The following is a 21046-nucleotide window of genomic DNA, read 5'->3' as shown; positions in this document are numbered from 1 at the left end:
CGTTTTGCCTTGCTTGGCTAAGTGCCTTGGACTGGTTTTTTACTTGTCCAAACCACCCATCGCCAGATACTTGATCACCACATAATCATCGATGCCATAGTGCGAGCCTTCGCGGCCCAGGCCCGACTGCTTCACGCCGCCGAACGGCGCGACTTCATTCGAAATCAAGCCGGTGTTGATGCCTACCATGCCGTATTCCAGTTGTTCCGCCACGCGCCAGATGCGGCCGATGTCGCGGCTGTAGAAATAGCTGGCCAGGCCGAACTCGGTGTCGTTGGCCTGGGCCACCACTTCGTCGTCGGACTTGAAGCGGAACAGCGGTGCCAGCGGGCCGAAGGTTTCTTCCTTGGCGACCTTCATCGAAGGTGTCACGTCTGCCATCACGGTGGGCAGGAAGTACGTGCCGCCCAGTTCGTGTGGCTTGCCACCGGTCAACACGCGCGCGCCGCCAGCAGTGGCATCGGCAATGTGCTCTTCGATATTTTCCACAGCCTTCTTGTCGATCAGCGGGCCGAGCTGCACGCCGGCTTCGGTGCCCGGGCCGACCTTCAGCTTGTTGACGGCCGCGACCAGCTTTTCGGCGAAGGCGTCATACACCTCGTCGTGCACATACAGGCGGTTGGCGCATACGCAGGTTTGCCCGGCATTGCGGAATTTGGAGGCAATCGCCCCTTCGACAGCAGCATCCAGATCGGCATCGTCGAAGACGATGAAGGGCGCGTTGCCGCCCAGTTCCAGCGACAGCTTTTTCAGCGTCGGGGCCGACTGTTCGTACAGCACGCGGCCGATCTCGGTGGACCCGGTGAACGACAGTTTGCGCACGATGGGGTTTGACGTCAGTTCGCCACCGATGGCACCGGAATCACCGGTGACGACGTTGAACACGCCTGCCGGAATGCCAGCTTCTTCTGCCAGTGCGGCCAGTGCCAGCGCCGAGTAGGGCGTAGACGTGGCGGGCTTGACCACAATGGGGCAGCCTGCGGCCAGGGCCGGGCCAGCCTTGCGGGTGATCATCGCGGCGGGGAAGTTCCACGGCGTGATCGCCGCGCACACCCCAATCGGCTGCTTGATGACGACGATGCGGCGGTCACCTGCGGGGCTGGGGATGGTGTCGCCGTAGACACGTTTGCCTTCTTCCGCGAACCATTCGATGAAGCTGGCGGCGTACAGCACTTCGCCCTTGGCTTCGGCCAGCGGCTTGCCTTGTTCGGCAGTCATCAGCGCGCCCAGTTCGTCGGCGTTGGCGACGATCAGGTCGAACCAGCGGCGCAGCAGTTTGGCGCGTGCAGCAGCGGTCAGTGCGCGCCAGGCAGGCCATGCAGCGTTGGCAGCTTCGACGGCGCGACGTGCGTCTGCCGCGCCCATCTTCGGCACGGTGCCGATGGTCTTGCCAGTGGCCGGGTTGGTCACGTCAACGGTGGCACCGTTTTCGGCGTCGATCCACTTGCCGTTCACGTAGGCGTGCTGGCGGAACCACTTGCCGTCTTGAATCGAAGTCATCAAAAACTCTCCCAAATGTGAAGCGGCGCCGTAGCGCCGCTGTAAATCCGTAGATCGATCAAGCGCAGATCAGGCCTGCGCTTTTTTCGATCAGCCCTTGGCCGCCTCAAGCAGTGCAACGTCCAGGATGTCCAGTGCTTCAGCAAACACGGCGTCCGGAATCGTCAGCGGGAACAGGAAACGCACGACGTTGCCGTACACGCCGCAGCTCAGCAGCAGCAGGCCGCGCGACAGCGCTTCCTTCTGCACGCGGGCCACGAAGCCTGCATCGGGCTTGCCGGTTGCAGGGTCGTTGAATTCGGCAGCAATCATCGCGCCCGGGCCACGGATGTCGACGATGGCCGGCACCTTGGCTTGCGCAGCAGCCAGGCGAGCCTTCAACTGGTCGCCCAGGCGCACGGCACGGTCCACCAGCTTTTCTTCATCGATGATGTCCAGCACGGCCAGCGCCGAGGCCACAGCCAGTGGGTTGCCGGCGTAGGTGCCGCCCAGGCCGCCCGGTGCCGGGGCGTCCATGATCTTGGCGCGGCCGACCACACCCGACAGCGGCATGCCGCCTGCCAGGCTCTTGGCGATGGTGATGATGTCGGCTTCGACGTCGTAATGTTCCATGGCCAGGAACTTGCCGGTGCGGGCGAAGCCCGTCTGCACTTCGTCGGCGATCAGCACAATGCCGTGTTCGTCGGCCAGCTTGCGCAAGCCACGCACGAAGTCAGCCGGGGCGGGGTTGAAGCCGCCTTCGCCTTGGACGGGTTCAAAGATGAACGCGGCCACACGCGCCGGGTCGATGTCGCTCTTGAACATGGCGGCAATCGCGGCCAGCGAGTCTTCCGTCGTCACGCCATGCACGGCGTTCGGGAAGGGGGCGTGATAGATCTCGCCCGGGAAGGGGCCGAAACCAACCTTGTACGGGACGACCTTGCCGGTCAGGCCCATGCCTAGCATGGTGCGGCCGTGGAAGGCGCCAGTGAACGCGATCACGCCCGGACGACCGGTGGATGCGCGGGCAATCTTCACGGCGTTTTCAACGGCTTCGGCACCGGTGGTGAAGAAGGCGGTTTTCTTGTCGCCGCTGATCGGGGCGCGTGCGGCCACCTTCTCTGCCAGTTCGATGTAGGACGCGTAAGGGATGACCTGGAACGCGGTGTGGGTGAAGCGGTCCAGCTGGCGGGTGATCGCTTCAATAATGCGCGGGTGGCGATGGCCGGTGTTCAGTACGGCGATGCCGGCGGCGAAGTCGATGTAGCGCTTGCCTTCGATATCCCAAAGTTCCGCGTTGTTGGCGCGTGCTGCGTGGAAGTCGCACATCACGCCCACACCGCGCGGCAACGCGGCGGCACGGCGTGCGCGCAAGGACTCATTGGAGCCTGTGGGCGCCACTTCCAGAGCTGCTTCGTCGGTCATGGCGTGCGGGGTGGTGTCGGACATGGTTGCTTCCTTGAGCAAATGGGATTCCTGTGGCGATACGCCGACAGAACGGCCACTATATGAAGATATGGTTCTATATTTAAGAGCCACTTGTGTTTATTTGATGGAGCCACTTTGCGCCCCGCTTCCCTGTCCGACTGGCTGGCCGCGTCGCTCGACAAGCAGGGCGAGGAACCGGTGTATCGCCAGCTGCAGCGCCATTTGCACGAAGCCATCCTGTCGCATCGGCTGGCGGCAGGCAGCAAACTGCCGTCGTCGCGCTTGCTGGCGCAGGAACTCGGCATTGCGCGCAACACCGTCACTGAGGTCTACGCGCACCTGACGGTGGCGGGGTACGTGACGTCACGCAGTGGCAGCGGCACCTATGTGGCCGCCACCGCGCCGGAAACCTTGGCGGGTGAAACGCCTATGTCAGATGGCGCGGTACCGGCTCCCGGCCGTGCGCTGTCGGTGCGCGGACGGCGATTGGTGGATGGGGTGGGGTTCGCGCCAACGCAGTGGGGTGCCTTCATGCCTGGTGTGCCCGACGTGACGGAATTCCCTTCGCGCGTCTGGAGTCGCCTGAGCAATCGGCACTGGCGTCGGCCCGCCCCGTCCTTGCTGACCTACGCGCCCAGCGGCGGGCATGGACCTTTGCGCAAAGTGTTGGCCGAACACCTGCGCACATCTCGCGGCGTGCGCTGTCAGCCTGAACAGATTGTCATCACCACGGGTGCGCATCAGGCCATCGATCTGGCGGCGCGCTTGCTGGCCGATCCTGGCGAACGGGTGTGGATCGAGGAGCCGAGTTATTGGGGCATACGCAGCGTATTGCGCTCGCTGGGGCTGGAGCTGGAAGCGCGGCCGGCAGACGGGGAGGGCATGACGCTGCCGTCATCGGTCAGCGGCCTGCCCGGTGGTATGAGCAGCACGAACAGCACAAATAGCGTCAATGGCTCGCATGGTTCACATGGCACCAACAGCGAGACCCCGCCTGCGCTAATCCTGTTGACCCCTTCTCACCAGTACCCGCTTGGCATGGTGATGAGCCTCGCACGTCGCCGCGCCTGGCTGGACTACGCGCGCCAACACGGCAGCTGGATCATCGAAGACGATTACGACAGCGAATTTCGCTACGGCAGTCGGCCATTGGAATGCCTGCAAGGTCTGGATACGGCGGGGCGCGTGATCTACGTCGGCAGCTTCAGCAAGACCTTGTTTCCGGGCCTGCGCATCGGCTACGTGGTGGTGCCCGATGCCCTGGTCGATGCCTTCGCAAAAGGCGCTGCCGAGCTATATCGCGAAGGCCAGTTGCAGCAGCAGGCGATTCTGGCGGACTTCATCTTCGAAGGGCATCTGAGTTCGCACATCCGGCGCATGCGCGGCTTGTACGGACAGCGTCGGGAATTGCTGAAGGAAGCCGTGGCGCAGCGCTTCGGTAATGCCTTGCCTGTCAGCGGCGACGATGCCGGTCTGCATTTGGTGGTTGATCTGCCGCCTGGTAGCGACGATGGGGCGGTGGCACGCGCAGCATTGGCGCGCGGCATTGCAGTGCGCCCACTGCGGCCGTACTACATGAACCCCTCGGATCGCACCGGCTTGTTGCTGGGCTACGCCTGCGTGCCGGACGCGCAGATCGGCCCGGCCTTTGGCATCTTGTCCGAAGTGATCGAACCCTTGATCAATGACCCGTCAACGCCACCAGCAATGCCGACACCGTGAACAACGACACCACGGTCGACACCAGAATCGCCCGCGACATTGCGGTTGCATCCCGCTTGTAGAGCTCGGCCAGCATGAACGGCCCGGTGCCAATCGGCAGCGCACTCATCAATACGGCGCAGGCCGCCCACACCGGCGGCTGTGGCATCACCCAGTACACCAGCACACCGGTGACCGCAGGCTGCAATAACAGCTTCAAGCCCACCAGCGGTGCCACCGCACGCAGCGCGCCGTCACGGGTGCCCGGTGCAGGTTCAGCGCTTTGCGGTTCCGCCAGGAACAGGCCCAGCGACACCAGTGCGCAAGGCCCGGCTGATCCGCCCAGCAGGTTGAACAACTGCCGCACGCCGTCGGGCAGATGCCAGCCCGTGGCGGCCAGCAAGGTGCCCAGCACTGGGCCGATCAGAATCGGATTGCGGATCAGCGAGCCACCGACTTTGCGCAGGGATTGCAGAACGCTTACCCCGGCGTGCAGCCGCGTTTCGATCAGCACGATGGCGGCAGCAAACAGCACGCAGGCGGTCATCAAGGTGGCGATCAGGCCGGGCAGCAAGCCGGGTTGGCCAAAGGCCAGCAGGCAGATCGGCAGGCCCATGAAACCCGCATTCGGGTAGGCGGCTCCAAGGCCTTCAATGATGGCGTCGATGGTGTTGGCACCCCGGCGACGGGCCAGCGCACCGGCAATCAGAAAGGTCACCACCATGCCGAGTGCAAACGCTGCGATGAAGCTGCCATTGGCCAGGTTGGCCGGTTCCAGCGACGAGGTCGCATTGAACAGCAGCGCGGGCAGGCCCAGGTAGATCACGAAGCGGCTCAGTTCGCGCGAGGACTGCGGCCCCAGAATGCCGCGCCGTCGGCAACCGTAGCCGATGAAGATCAGCGCAAAAACCGGGAACGCAACGTTGAGCAGGGCGAACATGGATAAAGTCGGTGCGGGTAAGAAACGTTGGTGTCAGCAGAGATCGGCTGCCGCCGATGGTTCGGCAAAACCTTTCAGCGGCCTGCGTTCAGGTGCTGAGCTGCCACGCTGGGCGGTAGTGGGTGACCCGTGTTCTGGCTGGCGGGTTACCGGGTCAGCCTTCTGCCGACAGCCGTAGAGATTGGGGATGTTCTGCCGCATCGACTTCGGCTTGTTTGGCCAGCCTTCCCACCAGCACCGCTGCCGCACGTTCGGCATGGTTGCGCGCGCGTTGCTCGGCCAGTTCTGCCTGACCCGCAATCACTGCATCCAGAATTTCTGCGTGTTCGCGCCAGCTTTGTTCCGGCGTACCCGCATCGCTTTGCAAATGCGCACCCATCGCCCGGCGAATGTGCTGCCAATGGATTGCCGTGGTGTCGGCAATCATCGGATTGCCTGAACGCTGGTAGATGAACTGATGGAACGCCATGTCGGCGGCGATCAGTTCGCCGGCCGATCCGCTGGCGATTGCCGCCTGGCCCGCTGCAAGATGTGCATCGCCCGCTTCGCGCAGGTCGCCCGCGCCATTACGCGCCACGATGCTTGCCGCCTCACGCGCCGCCAGCCCATCAAGCGCCGCACGGATCTGATACAGCTGCACCAGCCGCGCCGGATCGATGGCGCTGATTTCCACCCCCTTGCGGCCGCTGTCTTCGATGAAGCCTTGGCGCTTGAGCAGGTGAATGGCTTGCAGGATGGGCTGGCGTGACACGCCAAGCTGCGCAGCTAGACCTTCCTGTGTCACCCGTTCACCGGCTTTCAGCAGGCCGGTGCAGATGGCGTCAAGAATGGCGTCATAGACGCGTTCGAGGAGTTGGCTGGGGGCATCGATTTTGTGCATGGCACCAATCCTAGCATTCTGTGTTCTGTATGCAGAAAACAGAATCAGTCGGCGCGCATGAAGCGATGCGTTTGTGCGACAGATATCGGGGTTTGCGGATATCCACAGCCAAAGACGGCGGAAATGTCCACAGCCCGTTGAAAACGCGCCTGTGTCAGACGCGCGGCTGGCATCCAGCGCAGCAGCCTCGCAGCGAGTGTCGTCGACAAGACTAACGGCTGCGAAGGGGCCTGCGGAAGTAACGACGTAAACGACCGCTGAAGACCGCGCGCAAACGGCCTCAGCGCCCCTTGAGGCCTCTCAAAGCTTCGGCAGCAGGTGCAGGGTGCAGCTGTCGCCGTTCGCCTCTCTCCAGACCTTTACAGTGGCCAGGCCGGGGTGGAAACCATCCAGCCCACGTGCGATGAAAGCGCACAGGTTTTCCAGCGTAGCCGGGCCCAGGTCGGGCACTTCATCCAGCAGATGGTGGTCCAGACGGTCGCGGACCTCGTGCAATCGCGCCTTCAGCAAGCCGCTGTCGACAACCATGCCGGTGACCGGCTCGGGAATACCGCGGACCGCAACTTCAGCCCAGTAGGTGTGGCCGTGAATCCGGCGGCTGCCGGCAGTCTCGATCTCGCGGTTGAGGGTGTGGGCAGCGTCGAAGTAAAAACGCTGGCTGACTTCGTACATCATCGAATACCTGTGATCTTGTGCGTCTGAAGGCTCAGGCGCCACGCGGGGCGCGCCATACAGGTGCGGATGCACAGCTCGGTATTGTCGGCGCGGAGGATATTGTCCATCGGTTGCAGGTAGCGGTGGGTGAAATCCGCCGCTTCCAGGGCTTCGAAGTCCAATCCGGGTTGCGGCCACACCACTTTCAGCTCGTGTCCGCTGCGCTGAATCCATTCCGACCCCGCTTTCGGGCTGACGCAGATCCAGTCGATACCTTCAGGGGCCAGCACGGTGCCGTTGGTTTCCACGGCAATCACGAAGCCTTCGGCGTGCAAGGCGTCGATCAGGGCGGTATCGACCTGCATCAGCGGTTCGCCACCGGTCAGCACCACAAAGCGGTTGGCGTGATCGGCATTCGGCCAGAAGCCTGCGATGGCAGCAGCCAGCGCCTGGGCGTCACGGAACTTGCCGCCCCCGGTGCCATCGGTACCCACAAAATCGGTGTCGCAGAACTGGCAGATGGCCTTGGCGCGGTCTTTCTCGCGCCCGGTCCACAGGTTGCAGCCGGCAAAGCGGCAGAACACGGCCGGGCGACCGGCCTGTGCGCCTTCGCCCTGCAAGGTGTAGAACATTTCCTTCACGGAATACGTCATTGCGCGGCCTCCAGGTTTGCCTGCTCGGCACGCCATTGCGCAAAGCCGTTACGCCGCAACACGCAGGCCGGGCACTTGCCGCAGCCGTAGCCCCAGTCGTGACGTTCTGATCGATCGCCGGTGTAGCAGGTGTGCGAGTGTTCAACGATCACCTCTACCAGTGCGTCGCCGCCCAAGTCCTGGGCCAGTTGCCAGGTCTCGTGCTTGTCGATCCACATCAGCGGGGTCTCGAAGGTGTAGCGCTTGCCCATGCCCAGCGAGATGGCCACCTGCATGGCCTTGATAGTGTCGTCGCGGCAGTCCGGGTAACCCGAGAAATCCGTTTCGCACATGCCGCCCACCAGCACGTTCAGCTCGCGCCGATAGGCCAGTGCAGCTGCAAGCGTCAGGAACAGCAGGTTGCGGCCCGGCACGAAGGTGTTCGGCAGGCCATCGGCGTTCATGCGGATTTCCGCATCTGAGGTCAGCGCGGTATCGCTGATCTGACCCAGCACAGCCAGGTCGATCATGTGATCTTCGCCCAGGCGATCGGCCCAGGCGGGGAATTGTGCGCGTACCTGCGCCAGCACCACCTTGCGCTGGTCGAGTTCTACGCGATGACGTTGCCCGTAGTCGAAGCCGATGGTTTCAACCCGGTCATAACGTTCAAGTGCCCACGCAAGGCAGGTGGTGGAGTCCTGGCCGCCGGAGAAAAGCACCAGGGCGTGTCGATTTTGTTCAGCCATTGATTCATGCCTCGCGGGGCGTTGCCGCCCGCAAGGCTTCGTAGTTGTTCCGCAGAATGATGCCGGCATAGTACACATGCTCGCGCATCAGGCTCTCTGCACGGGGAGCGTCACGGGCAATCACGGCGTCCACCACCCGGTGATGATCGCCGTGCGAGCGCAGAATCACGTCATGCGCCACGTCCCACAGCACGATGCGATCGGACGCATACGGAATGGCCTGCGCCTGCGCCGCAAAGCGCTGCACCCACGGGTTACCAGCCGCTTCCAGCAAGGTGTTGTGCAGGCACATGTTCATGTGTTGATACGGCTCGTGATCCTCGGGCAGCAACACGCCTTTGCTCAGGATGTCGTCGCCTTGCGCAAGGCACGCGCGCAAGGTGGCGATTGCCGCCTCGTCCAGCCCGCGTTGCGCTGCCAGGCGCGCACCCAAACCTTCCAGCGCTGCACGGACGTCGTAGGCCGCCACGATTTCTTCCAGCGCGTAGGTACGCACGTGGTACCCGCGCTTGGGCTGGTATTCCAGCAAGCCTTCGTTGCCCAGCGTGGCCAGTGCAGCACGTACTGGCGTGCGTGATACGCCCAGGCTGGCTGCAAGCGGAATTTCTTCAAGACGGGCACCGGGGCTGAGCCGCCCGTGCAACACCCAGTCGCGCAAGGTGTCGGTAACGTGCTGGGAAAGCGTATCCATAGGCCGCAATTGTAGGTGGGCCAGGGCGCTTTCCGGCATATGGCACTTCGCCGGGTAAGGCTTTCCAGCCCTTGGATTGGGAATATTGCCGAAGGGATAACCCGACTGTTTAAAACTGGCTCATGTATACACAATTTGGCATCAACGGCATTTATACGCCGTAAAGCCGAATCAATACGAGGATTTTCATGTCCGATGTATCCAGGGTGATGTCGCAAGCTGAAATGGTTTCCGTCAGACGCATTGCCTTGGTAACCGGTGCCGGAGGCGGTATCGGAGAAGCGGTATGCCGGCACCTTGCCGACGCAGGCTGTCGTGTCATCGTTGCCGATATCAACGCCACCCGCGCCGCTGCCGTGGCCGCCCGCCTGGGCGCAGACCATGCATGCATTGCCTTCGACGTCAGCCAGGAACCTGCAGTCGAAGCCGCCTTTGAATATGTCGAATCCACCTTCGGACCGATCTCGGTGCTGGTGTGTGCGGCCGGGCTGTTGTTGTTCCAGCCAAACGGCGACCGGCCGCTGATCAAGGACACCTCGATCGACCTGTGGGACCGCACCTTCGACGTGAATACACGTGGGGTCTTCCTGTGCGGTCGTGAATACATACGCCGCCGCGAGGCATTGCCCTTGCCCAACGGACGCGTGGTGACCTTCAGTTCGGTGGCGGCCCAGCTGGGTGGGTACCGCTCCAGCGCGTCCTACATTGCTGCGAAATCTGCGGTGCTGGGGCTGACCAAGGCCATGGCACGTGAAGTGGCGCACCTGGGTGTGACCGTGAATGGCATTGCCCCCGGGTTGATCGATACCGACATGCTGCGCGCCACCGTGACCAGCGCCGGTGCGCTGACGGCAGCGGCAGCGGCGATTCCGCTCGGTCGGATCGGCACGGTGGACGACGTAGCTGCCGCCGTGGGATTTTTGGCGTCAGAGCAGGGGGCTTACATCACGGGCAGCGTGATCGATGTGAATGGCGGTTATCGCATGCAGTGACACATTCCGCGGTCCAGACCTCTTAGTCCTTACCAGTACACGCTGTCACCGATTGCGGCAACAGACCGCAGGGCAGTGCAATCCAAGATCGCGGTCGCCGGGCCGCACCGTTTTCCTGGCTACTTTTCCGGCAAACCCGACGGCTGACCCGAGCCGCCAGCAAGCGCCACGACAGATGGCAACCCTCTGGAGAGAGACACCCATGACCTTGCGCCTTCGCCTGACCGTACTGGCCGCCAGTCTTTGCACCCTTGCCCACGCCGCCCCGGCGCTGGCGCAGCAAGAGCCTGGCATTTCTGAGAAGACCATCCGCATCGGCATGTTTGCGCCCTTGTCGGGCAGCAGCATGGCCTACGGTTTCGACCCGATGAACGGCGCAAAGATGTGGTACGCCAAGATCAACAAGGAAGGCGGTATTCACGGTCGCCAGATCGAACTGGTGATCGAAGACGACCGCTGCAATGCCAACGACCTGGTGGCTGCTGCCAAGAAGCTGACGGAGCAGGACAAGGTCTTCCTGCTGAACGGCGGATCGTGTTCGGCGGCCACGGTGGCCGCTCGTGAATATGTCGAACGCGAAAAGATTCCGCTGGTGATGCTGAATGCGTCTGGCGACGGTGCCTTGTACCCGGTGTCCAAGTACATCTATGGCGCGTTCTCGATCTCGCAATACGCGGTCGGCGGCTCGATGGTGCAGTTCGGTGCGGAAGCGCTGAAGGCCAAGAAGATCGGCTACATCAACCACGACGATGCATATGGCGCGTGGAACCTGGCGGCGGCCAAAGTGCAGGCCAAACACCTGGGCGACCTGCCGCTGAACGTGCAATCGGTCAATTCGAACATCAACGACGTGACCGCACCCATGCTGCGCATCCGCGCGTCCAACCCCGACGTGCTGCTGCTGACGACCTACGCGCGCCCCGCTGCGCTCATCATCAAGAAGGCGCACGAACTGGGCTTCGACAAGCCCATCGTGCTTGCCGTGACCGGTACCGCCGACCTGCGCCAGCTGGTGGAAAACGTCGGCAACAAGGAAGCTTTCAAGAACGTCTACATCCAGGACGTGCTGGCCGATGTGCCGGGCAGCCCCAAGCTGCAATGGGTCTATGACATGTACAAGGAAGCTTACCCAGACCTGGCCGCGCGCCCGGGTTATCCGCAGCCTTACATGCCCTATGGCTTGCCCTCGGCCATGACGGTGGTCAATGCGCTGAAGGCCGCCGGCCCGCAGCCCACGCGTGAAAAGGTGCTGGAAGCCATGTCGACCATGAAGTTCGATTCCGGCGTGATGGCCGGTCCCATCGAATTCACGCCCACCGATCACGCTGCGCAGAAGGCGGCCATCTACCTGAAGTTCGACGGCGACAAGTCCACGCTGGTGCCGGGCACGTTCAAGAGCGTGTGGAAGTACGAGCCCTAAGGTTCAGCACCACGCGTCATCGCCCTGAGCACGGCCACTGATCGAACACAGGTCGGTGCGACTCAGGGCGGGGTCCGATCCCCACTGCTTTTGTGTGGGTGCGTTCCATCCGCACGCCAACGGCTTTGGCGTGCCCGGAGATGTCAATGAGCGGTGCGGATATCTGGCTGTTCCTGCAGCAAGGCATTCTGTCGGGTCTGGTGACCGGCAGTGTGTATGCCTTGCTGGCAGTAGCGGTCGTGATCATTTTCAAGACCACCGACGTGCCCAATTTCGCGCAAGGCGAGTTGTTCATGGTCGGTGCTTACGTGGCCTTGTTCCTGGTGCTGGTGATGGGCTGGGCTTACTGGCTGGTGATCCCGGTGACGATTGCGGTGGTAATGGTTGCTGCTGCCTTGTTCCAGCGCGTGGTGATGGAACGCGTGATCGCATCGCGCGGCGTGGGCGTGCAACTGGTGATCGCCACGCTGGGCCTGGCCTATGTGTTGAAGGGGCTGGTGCGCACCACCGGCCTGGGCGATACGCCGCGTTCCTTGCCGCCCTTGGCGTCGACCAGCGCCATCATGATCGGTGACGCAGTGCTGACGCGGCTGGACCTGCTGATCTTCGCGGTCGCCATCATCGTCATGGCTTTGCTGTTTGCCATGTTCGCGTGGACCCGTACCGGGCGTGCGATGCGCGCGGTCGGCATGAATGCACGGGGTGCGCAGCGGGTGGGAGTGAACCTGAGCCGCGTGCGCATGATGGTGTGGGGCTTGTCGGGGCTGATCTCGGCAATCGCAGCGGTGTTGATCACGCCCAAGATTCTAATCACGCCCGACATTGCACATGTGGCCATCCTGGCCTTTGCTGCCGCGATTGTCGGTGGCATGAGCAGTGTGCCGGGTGCCGTGCTGGGTGGTTTCATCATCGGCATTGCCGAAAATCTGGTGGGCTTGTTCATCTCGACCAACGCGATTGTGGTGGCCCCGTTCCTGGCCATCATGATCGTGCTCATCGTGCGGCCGCAGGGCATCCTGGGTGGCAGATTGCAGGTGAAAAAAGTATGAAGTCGCGCTTCGATCTGATGTTGTTGGTGGTAGCCGCCGTGGTGCTTGCGGTGCTGCCGATGTTTGTCACCGGCTACGTGCTGTACGTGGTGAACCTGCTGATGGTGTTTGTGGTGCTGGCGCTGGGCATGCACCTGGTTATCGGTGAAACCGGGCAGTTCGCGTTGTCGCATGCGGCCTTCTACGGCATTGGCATCTACACCGCCGGGCTGCTGAACAATCACTTCCAGCTGCCCTTCATTCTGTCGATTCTGGCGGGGTCCTTGCTGACCGCGTGTCTGGGTTACATGCTGGGTGCACTGGCGCTGCGCATGCGTGACATCTACCTGGCCCTGTCCACCTTTGCATTCGGTGAAGCCATGCAGTGGGTGTTCATGAACTGGAACTCGGTCACCAACGGGTCGAACGGTTTTCGCATTGCGCCTGCGCAGATTTTTGGCTACGCACTCACCAACGATCTGCGTGCCTATCCCTTCGTGATCGTGATCACCGCACTGATGCTGTGGGCCACTGTGTGGATCTCGCGTTCGCAGTTGGGGTCCGCTTTCCGTGCGGTGCGCGAAAGCGATATTGCGGCCTTGGCCATGGGCGTGGATGTGAATCGCGTCAAGCGCATGGCCTTCACCTTGTCTGCCGCCTACGCGGGCTTGGCTGGTGGGCTGTACACCACATTCTCGTCCTTCGTGCACCCGGAAAGTCTGGGCTTCCAGACCACCATTCTGGTGTTGACCATGGTGGTGGTCGGCGGCATTGGCTCAGTGCGCGGGGCCATTCTGGGTGCCATCGGATTCGGCCTGATTTCCGAGCTGCTGCGTCAGGCGCTTTCGTTCCAGGAAATCATCTACGGCGCGATCCTGATGGGCTTCATGATGTTCGCGCCGCGTGGGCTGTTTGCCGAGCGCCGCAAGCGCGTGCGCATCACGTCGACCACGCATGCGCCGGCACCCGTGGTCGCTACGCGGGCATCTGGAGAATCGGCATGAACGACCATGTGTTGAAGACTGGTCCGGGTGTTGCGGCAACTGCGGTGAATGCGTCGGCAGCCCCGTCTGTGCTTGCGAACGAAACTACCGCATCGCTTGGCACGCAGACGGTTGATGCCAAGTCTTTCCTGGATGTGAGTGGCATCGTTGTGCGCTTTGGTGGTCTGCTTGCGGTCAACGGCCTGTCGATGCAGGTCGAGCGTGGCCGCATTCATGCGCTCATCGGTCCGAACGGCGCAGGCAAGTCCACCACCTTCAACTGCATCTCGTGCTACTACCAGCCGGCGCAAGGTCGCATCGTGCTCGATGGCGAAGACATCACGCACCATCGCCCGCATCAGATGGCCGCCTTGGGCGTGGCGCGCACCTTCCAGAACCTGGAGCTGTTCGGTGAATTGACGGTGCGCGAAAACGCCTTGCTGGGCACCCATTCTCACGCTGCCCGCACTGCCGGCATGATGCTGCGCCGCCCAGGTGCCGAAGCGCGTGATCTGGTCGATCATCTGCTGGAAAGAGTAGGCCTGGCCGACCACCACGACACACTTGCGTCCAACCTGGATTTCGGGCGCCAGAAGATGCTGGAACTGGCGCGTGCGCTGGCGATCAAGCCCAAGCTGCTGTTGTTGGACGAACCCGCTGCGGGCCTGCGCAATCGTGAGATCGAAACCCTGGATCGTCTGCTGCGCGAACTGTGCGAACGCGATGGCATCACGGTGCTGCTGGTCGAACATGTCATGCAATTGGTGATGGCAATTTCCGACCGCATCACGGTCATGTCCTTTGGCGAAAAGATTGCCGAAGGTACGCCGGAAGAAGTGCGCGGCAATCCGCGTGTGATCGACGCCTATCTGGGCAAAGGAACGCACCGTGGCTGAGAACCTGCTGGACGTGCGCGGGGTATCGGCCGCCTACGGCAACATCCAGGCCCTGCACGACGTATCGGTGAAGGTGCCGGACGGTGCCATCGTGGCGCTGCTGGGGGCCAACGGCGCTGGCAAGACCACCACCTTGAATGTGGTGTCGCACATCGTGTCGCCCAATGCAGGCGAAGTGTATTTCGATGGCAAGCCGATTCACCGCGACGGTGCCGATGCCATCGTGCGTCTGGGCATCGTGCAGGTACCCGAAGGCCGCGAAATTTTCCGCGACATGACCGTGCGCGAGAACCTGGACATGGGCGCATTCCTGCGCCGCGACCGGGCGCAGGTGCGCGCCGATCTGGACATGGTCTGCGACACCTTTCCACGCCTGCGCGAACGCATCAACCAGAAGGCCGCCACGCTGTCTGGCGGCGAACAGCAAATGCTTGCCACCGGCCGCGCCATGATGGCCCGCCCCCGCATGATTCTGCTGGACGAACCCTCGATGGGCCTGGCCCCGCTGGTGGTCGATCAGATCTTCGACATCGTGCTGAAACTGAACCGCGAACAAGGCATCACCATCTTGCTGGTGGAGCAGAACGTGAAGCTTGCGCTGGCGGTGTCCAGCTACGCGTACATCCTGGAAAACGGTGAGGTGGCGCTGGAAGGAAAGTCGGCTGCGCTGGCCAATGATGAAGGGATTCAGCGGGCGTATCTGGGTACGTGATCGGGGGCGTGAGCACGGTTGCGTGCGCTGCCGTCGGACTGTGGCGATCTCTGGCTCTGCCGACAAATCATCCGCACAGCAAGCTTCGTTCGATGCGTTTCAAGGACACGCTGATTGTCGGTGCGATGGCTTCATCACAAGGAACATGACGTGGGTTTGCTGGACAACAAGGTTGCGTTGATCACTGGCGCGGCACGTGGCCTGGGAGCCGCGATTGCGCGAGGTTTTGTGCGCGAAGGAGCCACGGTCATTCTGGCCGACCGTGATCTGGAAGGCGCACAGCGCACGGCACAGGACTTGATCGAAGCAGGCGCTCAGGCCAGCGCGGTGAGCCTGGATGTCACCGACCGCACAGCAGTTGCCGCTTGCGCATCGCAGGTGCTGGCCAGTCATGGCGGCATTGACATTCTGGTCAACAACGCAGGCATTGCCGGCGGCCCGCGCTTTGATGACGCCGGCACGCCAGCCGCGTGGGATCGCGTGATGGGCGTGAACCTGCAAGGCAGTTTTGAAGTCTCGCACGCGTTCGTGCCGCTGCTGAAAGCGCGGCGCGGCTGCATCGTGAATGTGTCATCCATCGTGGCCTTTGCCACCGGGATTTCAAGCACCGGCTACGTGGTGTCGAAAGGCGGCGTGCGCTCGCTCACACAAGTGATGGCGCGTGACCTGGCTGCGTTCGGAATCCGCGTGAACGCGGTTGCACCGGGCCTGATGGACACCGACATGGCCGCGCCGCAATTGGCTACCGAACACGGCACCGACTGGTTCACCAACCGTGCGCCGCTGGCCCGGCTAGGCACGGCAGACGAAGTGGTCGGACCGGTGGTGTTTCTGGCGTCAAGCATGGCGACGTATGTGACGGGTGTGGTGCTGCCTGTCGACGGTGGTTTTCTGGCGGTGTGAGGGAAGGGGATGAGTGTGCAGACAGGGGGGGCAGTGGACGTGAGCAACGCTATGAATCCAGGCACGCGGGACGAAGCTGGACAAGCCGGTGAAAGTCTTGTGAGCACGTCCAACGTGGATCACGTCAGTGGTGCGCAGCCGCTTGCAGACCCGCATCACACCGGTATCGCAGACGGCATTTCGCCTTTGGGCCTTGCGCTCGTCACGGGCGGCGCAAGCGGCATGGGCCGGTCCACCGTCGAGCAACTGGCACGCGACGGCTTCCAGGTCATCCTGGTAGACCGCAACGGCCCCTTGGCCGAACAGGAAGCCGCGTCCTTGCGTGCACAGGGCCTGAATGTCGATGCCCGTGCCATCGACCTGACCGACGAAGCCGCAGTGCGCGCGCTGGTGCGCGAGCTGCCGCCGCTGCGTGCGCTGGTCAATAACGCCGGCCTGTTCGACGAACGCAAATTCCTGGATGTGACCAACGAAGATTTCCGGCGCATCTACGAGATCAACCTGGTGGCCGTCGCCACCTTGACGCAGGAAGCAGCACGCAAGATGGAAGACGGCGCGCGCATCGTCAACATCGCGTCGCGTGCCTATCTGGGCGCGAAAAACCATCCGCACTATGTGGCGTCGAAAGCGGCCGTGGTGGGCTACACGCGCGCCAGCGCAATGGAGTTGGCCCCGCGTGGCATCCTCGTCAACGCCATTGCGCCGGGCCTGATCGACACGCCGATTCTGCAGGCACTGACGCCCGAACGGCTTGCCGCGCAGTTGGCCTTGCAACCCACAGGCAAGGCAGGCAGACCGGAAGACATCGCACGCGCCGTGTCCTTTTTGGTGTCGCCCAACATGGGGTTCATCACTGGTCAGGTCTTGTTTGTCGATGGCGGAAAATCGCTGGGTGGATCGGGATCATGACGGCCGTCCACGCTTCCAGTCGCCAACCCGATCATGGAGATTGGGACGAAACCGTTGACGCCATCATCGTAGGCAGCGGTGCTGCCGGCATGGCTGCGGCGATCACCGCCAAGCTGGCGGGGTTGAACGTGCTGCTGCTGGAAAAGACCGATCGCATCGGCGGCTCGACGGCCGTGTCGGGCGGTGCGGTCTGGCTGCCCTTGAATGCGCAGTCAGCCGGTGCCGGTCACCCCGATACCTTCGACAAAGTCTGGACCTACCTGGAACAAACCGTCGGGGATTCCGCACCGTCGGACATGCTGCGCGCCTATCTGGATGCCGGCCCGAAGATGCTGGAAGACTTCACGCACCAGGGTGTGTTGCGCTTGGTGGCACGCACTGCCTCGCCTGATTACTACCCCGACCTGCCAGGGGCTGCGATGGGCGGCCGCTCGCTCGATCCCCCCGAATTTGATGGCCGCAAACTAGGCCGGCACTTCAAAGAGTTGCGCGACCCCTTGCCCGAGTTTCTGGTGCTGGGCGGCATGATGATCAACATCACCGACGCCAAGCATCTGCTGCGTGTCACGCGATCCTTTGCATCGTGGAAACACGGCATGAAACTGGTGCTGCGCTACGTCAGTGACCGTGCACGTGGCTACCATCGCGGCACGCGATTGCTGCTGGGAAATGCGCTGGCAGCGCAGCTGTTCGAACAAGTGCTTCAGCGTGGCATTGCGTATCGCCTGAAGGCCGATCTGCAAGCGCTCGTGCGTGATGAAAACGGTCGAGTGATCGGTGTCGTGGTCCACGACAATGGCGCGCCCAAACGCATTCACGCACGCCGCGGTGTCGTGCTGGCAACCGGTGGATTCCCGTGGGATGCCGCACGGCGCAACGAACAATATCCTGCCCCCACCGGGCCGTGGTCGATGTCCCCGAAAGGCAACGCAGGCGACGGCATCCGCATTGCCGCAAGTGCCAGTGCAGCACTGGGAACCGGCCACACCCATGCCGCATTCTGGGCACCTGTGTCGTTGCTCACGCGCCCGGATGGCAGCGTGCAACGCTACCCCCACCTGGTATGGGACCGTGCCAAACCTGGCTTGATCGCCGTCAACAGCGCAGGCCGCCGCTTCGTCAACGAGGCCACCTCGTACCACGCGTTTGTCGAAGCCATGTATGCCGCACATGCGCAGGTGCCCAGCATCCCGGCCTTCCTGGTGTGCGACCAACGCTTCATTGACATATGGGGCTTGGGACTGGCGCTGCCCGGCGGTCGACCGCGTCAACATCTGATCGACGCCGGATATTTGTTGCGCGGCGACACCCTGGCTGAATTGGCGCAACAACTAAGCATCGACCCGCTTGCGCTGGCAGACACCATTGCCCGCTACAACCGCCTGGCCGCAGCCGGCGAAGACACCGACTTCGGCAAAGGCAGCACCGCTTACAACCGCTACCTGGGCGATCCCGATCACCACCCCAACCCCTGCCTGGCCCCGCTGGCTGACGGCCCTTACTACGCCGTGAAAGTCTACGCAGGCGACATCGGCACCGCCCACGGCATTGCCACCGATCCACATGCGCGCGCGCTAGACGCCACTGGCCAGCCCATCCCCGGGCTTTACGTGGTCGGCAACGACATGCAATCGGTGATGGGCGGCAACTACCCCGCACCTGGTATCACCCTAGGCCCGGGGCTGACCTTCGGTTGGTTGGCAGGGCGTGCGTTGGCGTCGACGGTGGCCGCGCGTTAGTTGGCGCGTAATTACCGCTGTGTCAGTACTTTCGCGCTTGGACTGATACGTCCACTTTGCATATCTCTCGCATCAATGCCTTCTATGCTCTTCGATTGCATCAAGCAAATATCAGCTTGTTTTCTATACGAAGATTGTCGTATTTTTAGGGGTCGAATGACTGCGCCAAAATCATCAGCGTGCACCAATGAGAACGTCCATGAAGATCTTCCAGGAAGGCGACCAGAGCAGGGCGGTGTGCAGCCACTGTGCGGATCTCGTCGTCACCACGTTTCGCCGACGCGACGTTCCATTCAGTGATGGGTCTTCTGTCGCGAAGAACATTCTTGTTGGCGTGTGCGACGTCTGTGACACCACCGTATCGATCCCTGCACAGTCCACGCCGGCCATCAGCAAGACGCGCAAAGAGGCGACGGCGTCCATCGAAGCCAACTTGCCTGCCATCTATGTGGATGTGCTGGACTACGCCGTGCACACGATTGATCACCGCGCCTCGACAGATTTTCGGCGGGTATTGCTGAGCTATTTTTTGCACCAGGCCGCAGGCGATGCACAGCTTGCAACGAAGCTGAAGGCAATGCATGCCAAGGCTTTGGTCAGGTTTCCCGAGCATCGCGGTGTGGCACGACGTCGTTTGTCGATGAAGGTGCCCGTGCGAGTCAGCGAAGACTTGCAGAGCTTGGCAACGCGCACTGAACTCAACACCACTGAATTGCTGAAGTCGGTGGTGTGCAGTATTCAGGACGATGTGTTGACGGCACCCAAGCCCAAGTTGATTCAGGCATTGCAGGGGCTTGCCGCGATATCAATCTAGCGGCGATGCGGTCAGCAATAGTGGGACTGCGTTTTTATTGACTATCGTGAGACGCGTGATGTGCATCACGCGTCTTGATGCCAGACTCTCTGCGCCGCTCAGCTAGCCAGCGCCTTCTCGATCGCCGCGTGGAATTCCGCAGTGTCGGGCTCACCCAGATAGCGCTTCAGAATCCGACCTTCACGGTCGATCAGCAAAGACGTGGGGGTCATCTGCACATTGCCGAAGGTCTTGGCGTGCTCGCCCATCGGGTCGAGTGCAACCTTGAAGGGCAGTTGACGCGTCTCGACAAAGTTCAAGACGTAGTTCGGCGGATCGTGACGCATGGCCACGGCCACCATTTCGTAGCCTTGCGGCGCGTACTTCTTGTAGGTGTCCACCATCATCGGCATCTCTTTGACGCAGGTGACGCAGTCGGTGGCCCAGAAGTTCAGCAGCACGACCTTGCCGCGCAGGCTGGCCGTGGTGATCTTTTCGCCAGTGATCGAGGTGAAGGTTGCGTCCGGCGCTTTGGGCGCGGGTGCCAGCGTAAACCATGCGCCTGCTGCAACGACTGCTGCCAACGCCGCGCCAACGATGAATTTCGCGGGGCCGCGTTTTGCCGGGTTGGCGGGAAGGGGGGGGGCAGTGCTGGAAGCAGTCATGGCGGGTCTCATGGGGGGCGGGGTGCGCGTCGCCGTTTCCGGTTGCCGCGGGCAATCGCGCCATGGCAACCGTGCGCTGCACGCAAGCCCCGGTCAGACCAGGGCCACGTGCAGGAAGTTCCATGAGTTTACTCCGGCCTTCCTGACAGCTTGGTGTGAGCCGTCAACAGACCTTATTGCGGTACCGGTGCAGCGTTGGCGCGGGCCTGCTGCCGTTCGGCTTCGGCCTTGGACAGGCCCTGCAATTCGCCTTCGCTGATGTAGTCGAAGACAGCGACAACCTTCAGGATGCCGGGGATGGTGGACACCAGTTGCGAGGCGCGCTTGCCTTCGCGCTCGGTAACGATGCCCATCAGGTAGACGTTGCCCCGGTCGGTGTTGACGCGGAATGCGTTCGAGAACAGGTCTTTGGCGTCGATCAAGGTGGCTTTGACCTTGCCGGTCAGCACCGAGTCGTTGGCCCGGGTGGTGAGCGAACTTGCAGGTGCCACGGCCAGGTCGTTGACCACGCTACGCAGGTTTTCGATGCTGCCGACCAGGCGTTCGATTTCAGCCTTGGCGTTCTCATTAGGCACTTCGCCGCTCAGCAGCAGCTTGCGGTTGTAGGCGTTGACGTTCACGTGCACGGCGTCGCCGAATTTTTCGCTGATGCGGCTGCCGGCCTTCAACTCGATATTCTGATCTTCCACCTGGATGCCCACCGATCGCCGGTCGGTAACCGCCATGCCACCCACACCCATCGCGGCACCGCCGAGAAGAATCGGCGCGCAGGCCTGCAGTACCGCTGCTCCGGAAGCGATGGCAAGGGCCAGGGCGATCGGGCGCAGCGTCGATGCAATTGAAGTACGGGTCATG

Annotated in this window: 21 protein-coding genes; 11 read left to right on the top strand and 10 right to left on the bottom strand. The window is 62.4% G+C overall.

Features of this window, described 5'->3' with window-relative positions:
* Window positions 1–39: 39 nt before the first annotated feature.
* Window positions 40–1500 carry an NADP-dependent succinate-semialdehyde dehydrogenase gene (gene gabD, locus FXN63_RS24055; protein WP_148818039.1) on the bottom strand — a complete coding sequence of 487 codons (1461 nt, stop codon included), beginning with the start codon at window positions 1498–1500 and terminating at the stop codon, window positions 40–42.
* Between the two features lie 90 nt (window positions 1501–1590).
* Window positions 1591–2904, bottom strand: coding sequence for a 4-aminobutyrate--2-oxoglutarate transaminase (gene gabT / locus FXN63_RS24050; RefSeq protein WP_148819782.1), 1314 nt, complete (start codon window positions 2902–2904; stop codon window positions 1591–1593).
* Window positions 2905–3042: 138 nt separating this feature from the next.
* Here gabT and pdxR point away from each other — a divergent pair, with 138 nt between their 5' ends.
* Window positions 3043–4629 carry a MocR-like pyridoxine biosynthesis transcription factor PdxR gene (pdxR, locus tag FXN63_RS24045; protein ID WP_148818038.1) on the top strand — a complete coding sequence of 529 codons (1587 nt, stop codon included), beginning with the start codon at window positions 3043–3045 and terminating at the stop codon, window positions 4627–4629.
* On the opposite strand, the gene FXN63_RS24040 is transcribed toward pdxR, so the two are convergent.
* From FXN63_RS24040 to FXN63_RS24015, 6 genes are all read right to left on the bottom strand, one after another.
* Complete coding sequence (locus FXN63_RS24040; protein WP_148818037.1) at window positions 4589–5548, bottom strand: AEC family transporter; 960 nt, start codon at window positions 5546–5548, stop codon at window positions 4589–4591. The genes pdxR and FXN63_RS24040 overlap by 41 nt on opposite strands.
* A gap of 154 nt (window positions 5549–5702) precedes the next feature.
* Window positions 5703–6428, bottom strand: coding sequence for a GntR family transcriptional regulator (locus tag FXN63_RS24035; RefSeq protein WP_148818036.1), 726 nt, complete (start codon window positions 6426–6428; stop codon window positions 5703–5705).
* A 300-nt stretch (window positions 6429–6728) separates the two neighbouring features.
* On the bottom strand, window positions 6729–7103 hold the full coding sequence (locus FXN63_RS24030; protein WP_148818035.1) for a 6-pyruvoyl trahydropterin synthase family protein: 375 nt from the start codon (window positions 7101–7103) through the stop codon (window positions 6729–6731).
* Window positions 7100–7735, bottom strand: a complete 636-nt coding sequence (gene queE, locus FXN63_RS24025) for a 7-carboxy-7-deazaguanine synthase (protein ID WP_148818034.1) — start codon at window positions 7733–7735, stop codon at window positions 7100–7102. The genes FXN63_RS24030 and queE overlap by 4 nt, the downstream gene beginning before the upstream one ends.
* Complete coding sequence (queC, locus tag FXN63_RS24020; RefSeq protein WP_148818033.1) at window positions 7732–8460, bottom strand: 7-cyano-7-deazaguanine synthase QueC; 729 nt, start codon at window positions 8458–8460, stop codon at window positions 7732–7734. The genes queE and queC overlap by 4 nt, the downstream gene beginning before the upstream one ends.
* A 4-nt stretch (window positions 8461–8464) precedes the next feature.
* Entirely contained in the window at window positions 8465–9151 is a 687-nt protein-coding gene (locus tag FXN63_RS24015) for a GntR family transcriptional regulator (RefSeq protein WP_148818032.1), read from the bottom strand.
* Window positions 9152–9339: 188 nt separating this feature from the next.
* Here FXN63_RS24015 and FXN63_RS24010 point away from each other — a divergent pair, with 188 nt between their 5' ends.
* The 10 genes from FXN63_RS24010 (at window position 9340) to FXN63_RS23965 (ending at window position 19547) form a co-directional block, all read left to right on the top strand.
* A complete protein-coding gene (locus tag FXN63_RS24010; protein WP_246164960.1) occupies window positions 9340–10143 on the top strand; it encodes an SDR family NAD(P)-dependent oxidoreductase in 804 nt (267 codons plus the stop codon).
* Between the two features lie 202 nt (window positions 10144–10345).
* Window positions 10346–11563: an ABC transporter substrate-binding protein gene (locus tag FXN63_RS24005; protein ID WP_148818031.1), complete on the top strand. Its 1218-nt coding sequence runs from the start codon at window positions 10346–10348 to the stop codon at window positions 11561–11563.
* A 146-nt stretch (window positions 11564–11709) separates the two neighbouring features.
* Window positions 11710–12612, top strand: coding sequence for a branched-chain amino acid ABC transporter permease (locus FXN63_RS24000; protein ID WP_148818030.1), 903 nt, complete (start codon window positions 11710–11712; stop codon window positions 12610–12612).
* Window positions 12609–13595: a branched-chain amino acid ABC transporter permease gene (locus FXN63_RS23995; RefSeq protein WP_148818029.1), complete on the top strand. Its 987-nt coding sequence runs from the start codon at window positions 12609–12611 to the stop codon at window positions 13593–13595. Before FXN63_RS24000 ends, FXN63_RS23995 begins: the two co-directional genes overlap by 4 nt.
* Window positions 13592–14470, top strand: a complete 879-nt coding sequence (locus FXN63_RS23990) for an ABC transporter ATP-binding protein (protein WP_148818028.1) — start codon at window positions 13592–13594, stop codon at window positions 14468–14470. The genes FXN63_RS23995 and FXN63_RS23990 overlap by 4 nt, the downstream gene beginning before the upstream one ends.
* The gene (locus FXN63_RS23985) at window positions 14463–15182 is read left to right on the top strand and encodes an ABC transporter ATP-binding protein (protein ID WP_148818027.1); all 720 of its coding nucleotides are present in this window, start codon (window positions 14463–14465) and stop codon (window positions 15180–15182) included. The genes FXN63_RS23990 and FXN63_RS23985 overlap by 8 nt, the downstream gene beginning before the upstream one ends.
* A gap of 150 nt (window positions 15183–15332) precedes the next feature.
* Complete coding sequence (locus FXN63_RS23980; RefSeq protein WP_148818026.1) at window positions 15333–16085, top strand: SDR family NAD(P)-dependent oxidoreductase; 753 nt, start codon at window positions 15333–15335, stop codon at window positions 16083–16085.
* 177 nt (window positions 16086–16262) lie between these two features.
* Window positions 16263–16994, top strand: coding sequence for an SDR family NAD(P)-dependent oxidoreductase (locus tag FXN63_RS23975; protein WP_425468750.1), 732 nt, complete (start codon window positions 16263–16265; stop codon window positions 16992–16994).
* Window positions 16991–18733 carry an FAD-dependent oxidoreductase gene (locus FXN63_RS23970; protein ID WP_148818025.1) on the top strand — a complete coding sequence of 581 codons (1743 nt, stop codon included), beginning with the start codon at window positions 16991–16993 and terminating at the stop codon, window positions 18731–18733. Before FXN63_RS23975 ends, FXN63_RS23970 begins: the two co-directional genes overlap by 4 nt.
* 199 nt (window positions 18734–18932) lie before the next feature.
* The gene (locus tag FXN63_RS23965) at window positions 18933–19547 is read left to right on the top strand and encodes a hypothetical protein (RefSeq protein ID WP_222863965.1); all 615 of its coding nucleotides are present in this window, start codon (window positions 18933–18935) and stop codon (window positions 19545–19547) included.
* 98 nt (window positions 19548–19645) lie between these two features.
* On the opposite strand, the gene FXN63_RS23960 is transcribed toward FXN63_RS23965, so the two are convergent.
* Window positions 19646–20191, bottom strand: coding sequence for a TlpA disulfide reductase family protein (locus FXN63_RS23960; RefSeq protein WP_148818023.1), 546 nt, complete (start codon window positions 20189–20191; stop codon window positions 19646–19648).
* A 173-nt stretch (window positions 20192–20364) separates the two neighbouring features.
* Entirely contained in the window at window positions 20365–21045 is a 681-nt protein-coding gene (locus FXN63_RS23955; RefSeq protein WP_148818022.1) for a BON domain-containing protein, read from the bottom strand.
* Window position 21046 lies beyond the last annotated feature (1 nt).

It is taken from the genome of Pigmentiphaga aceris, assembly GCF_008119665.1.
GTDB classification, from domain to species: domain Bacteria; phylum Pseudomonadota; class Gammaproteobacteria; order Burkholderiales; family Burkholderiaceae_B; genus Pigmentiphaga; species Pigmentiphaga aceris.
Note: the sequence above shows the minus strand (reverse complement) of the source record. Positions and strands in the feature narration are given on the sequence as shown.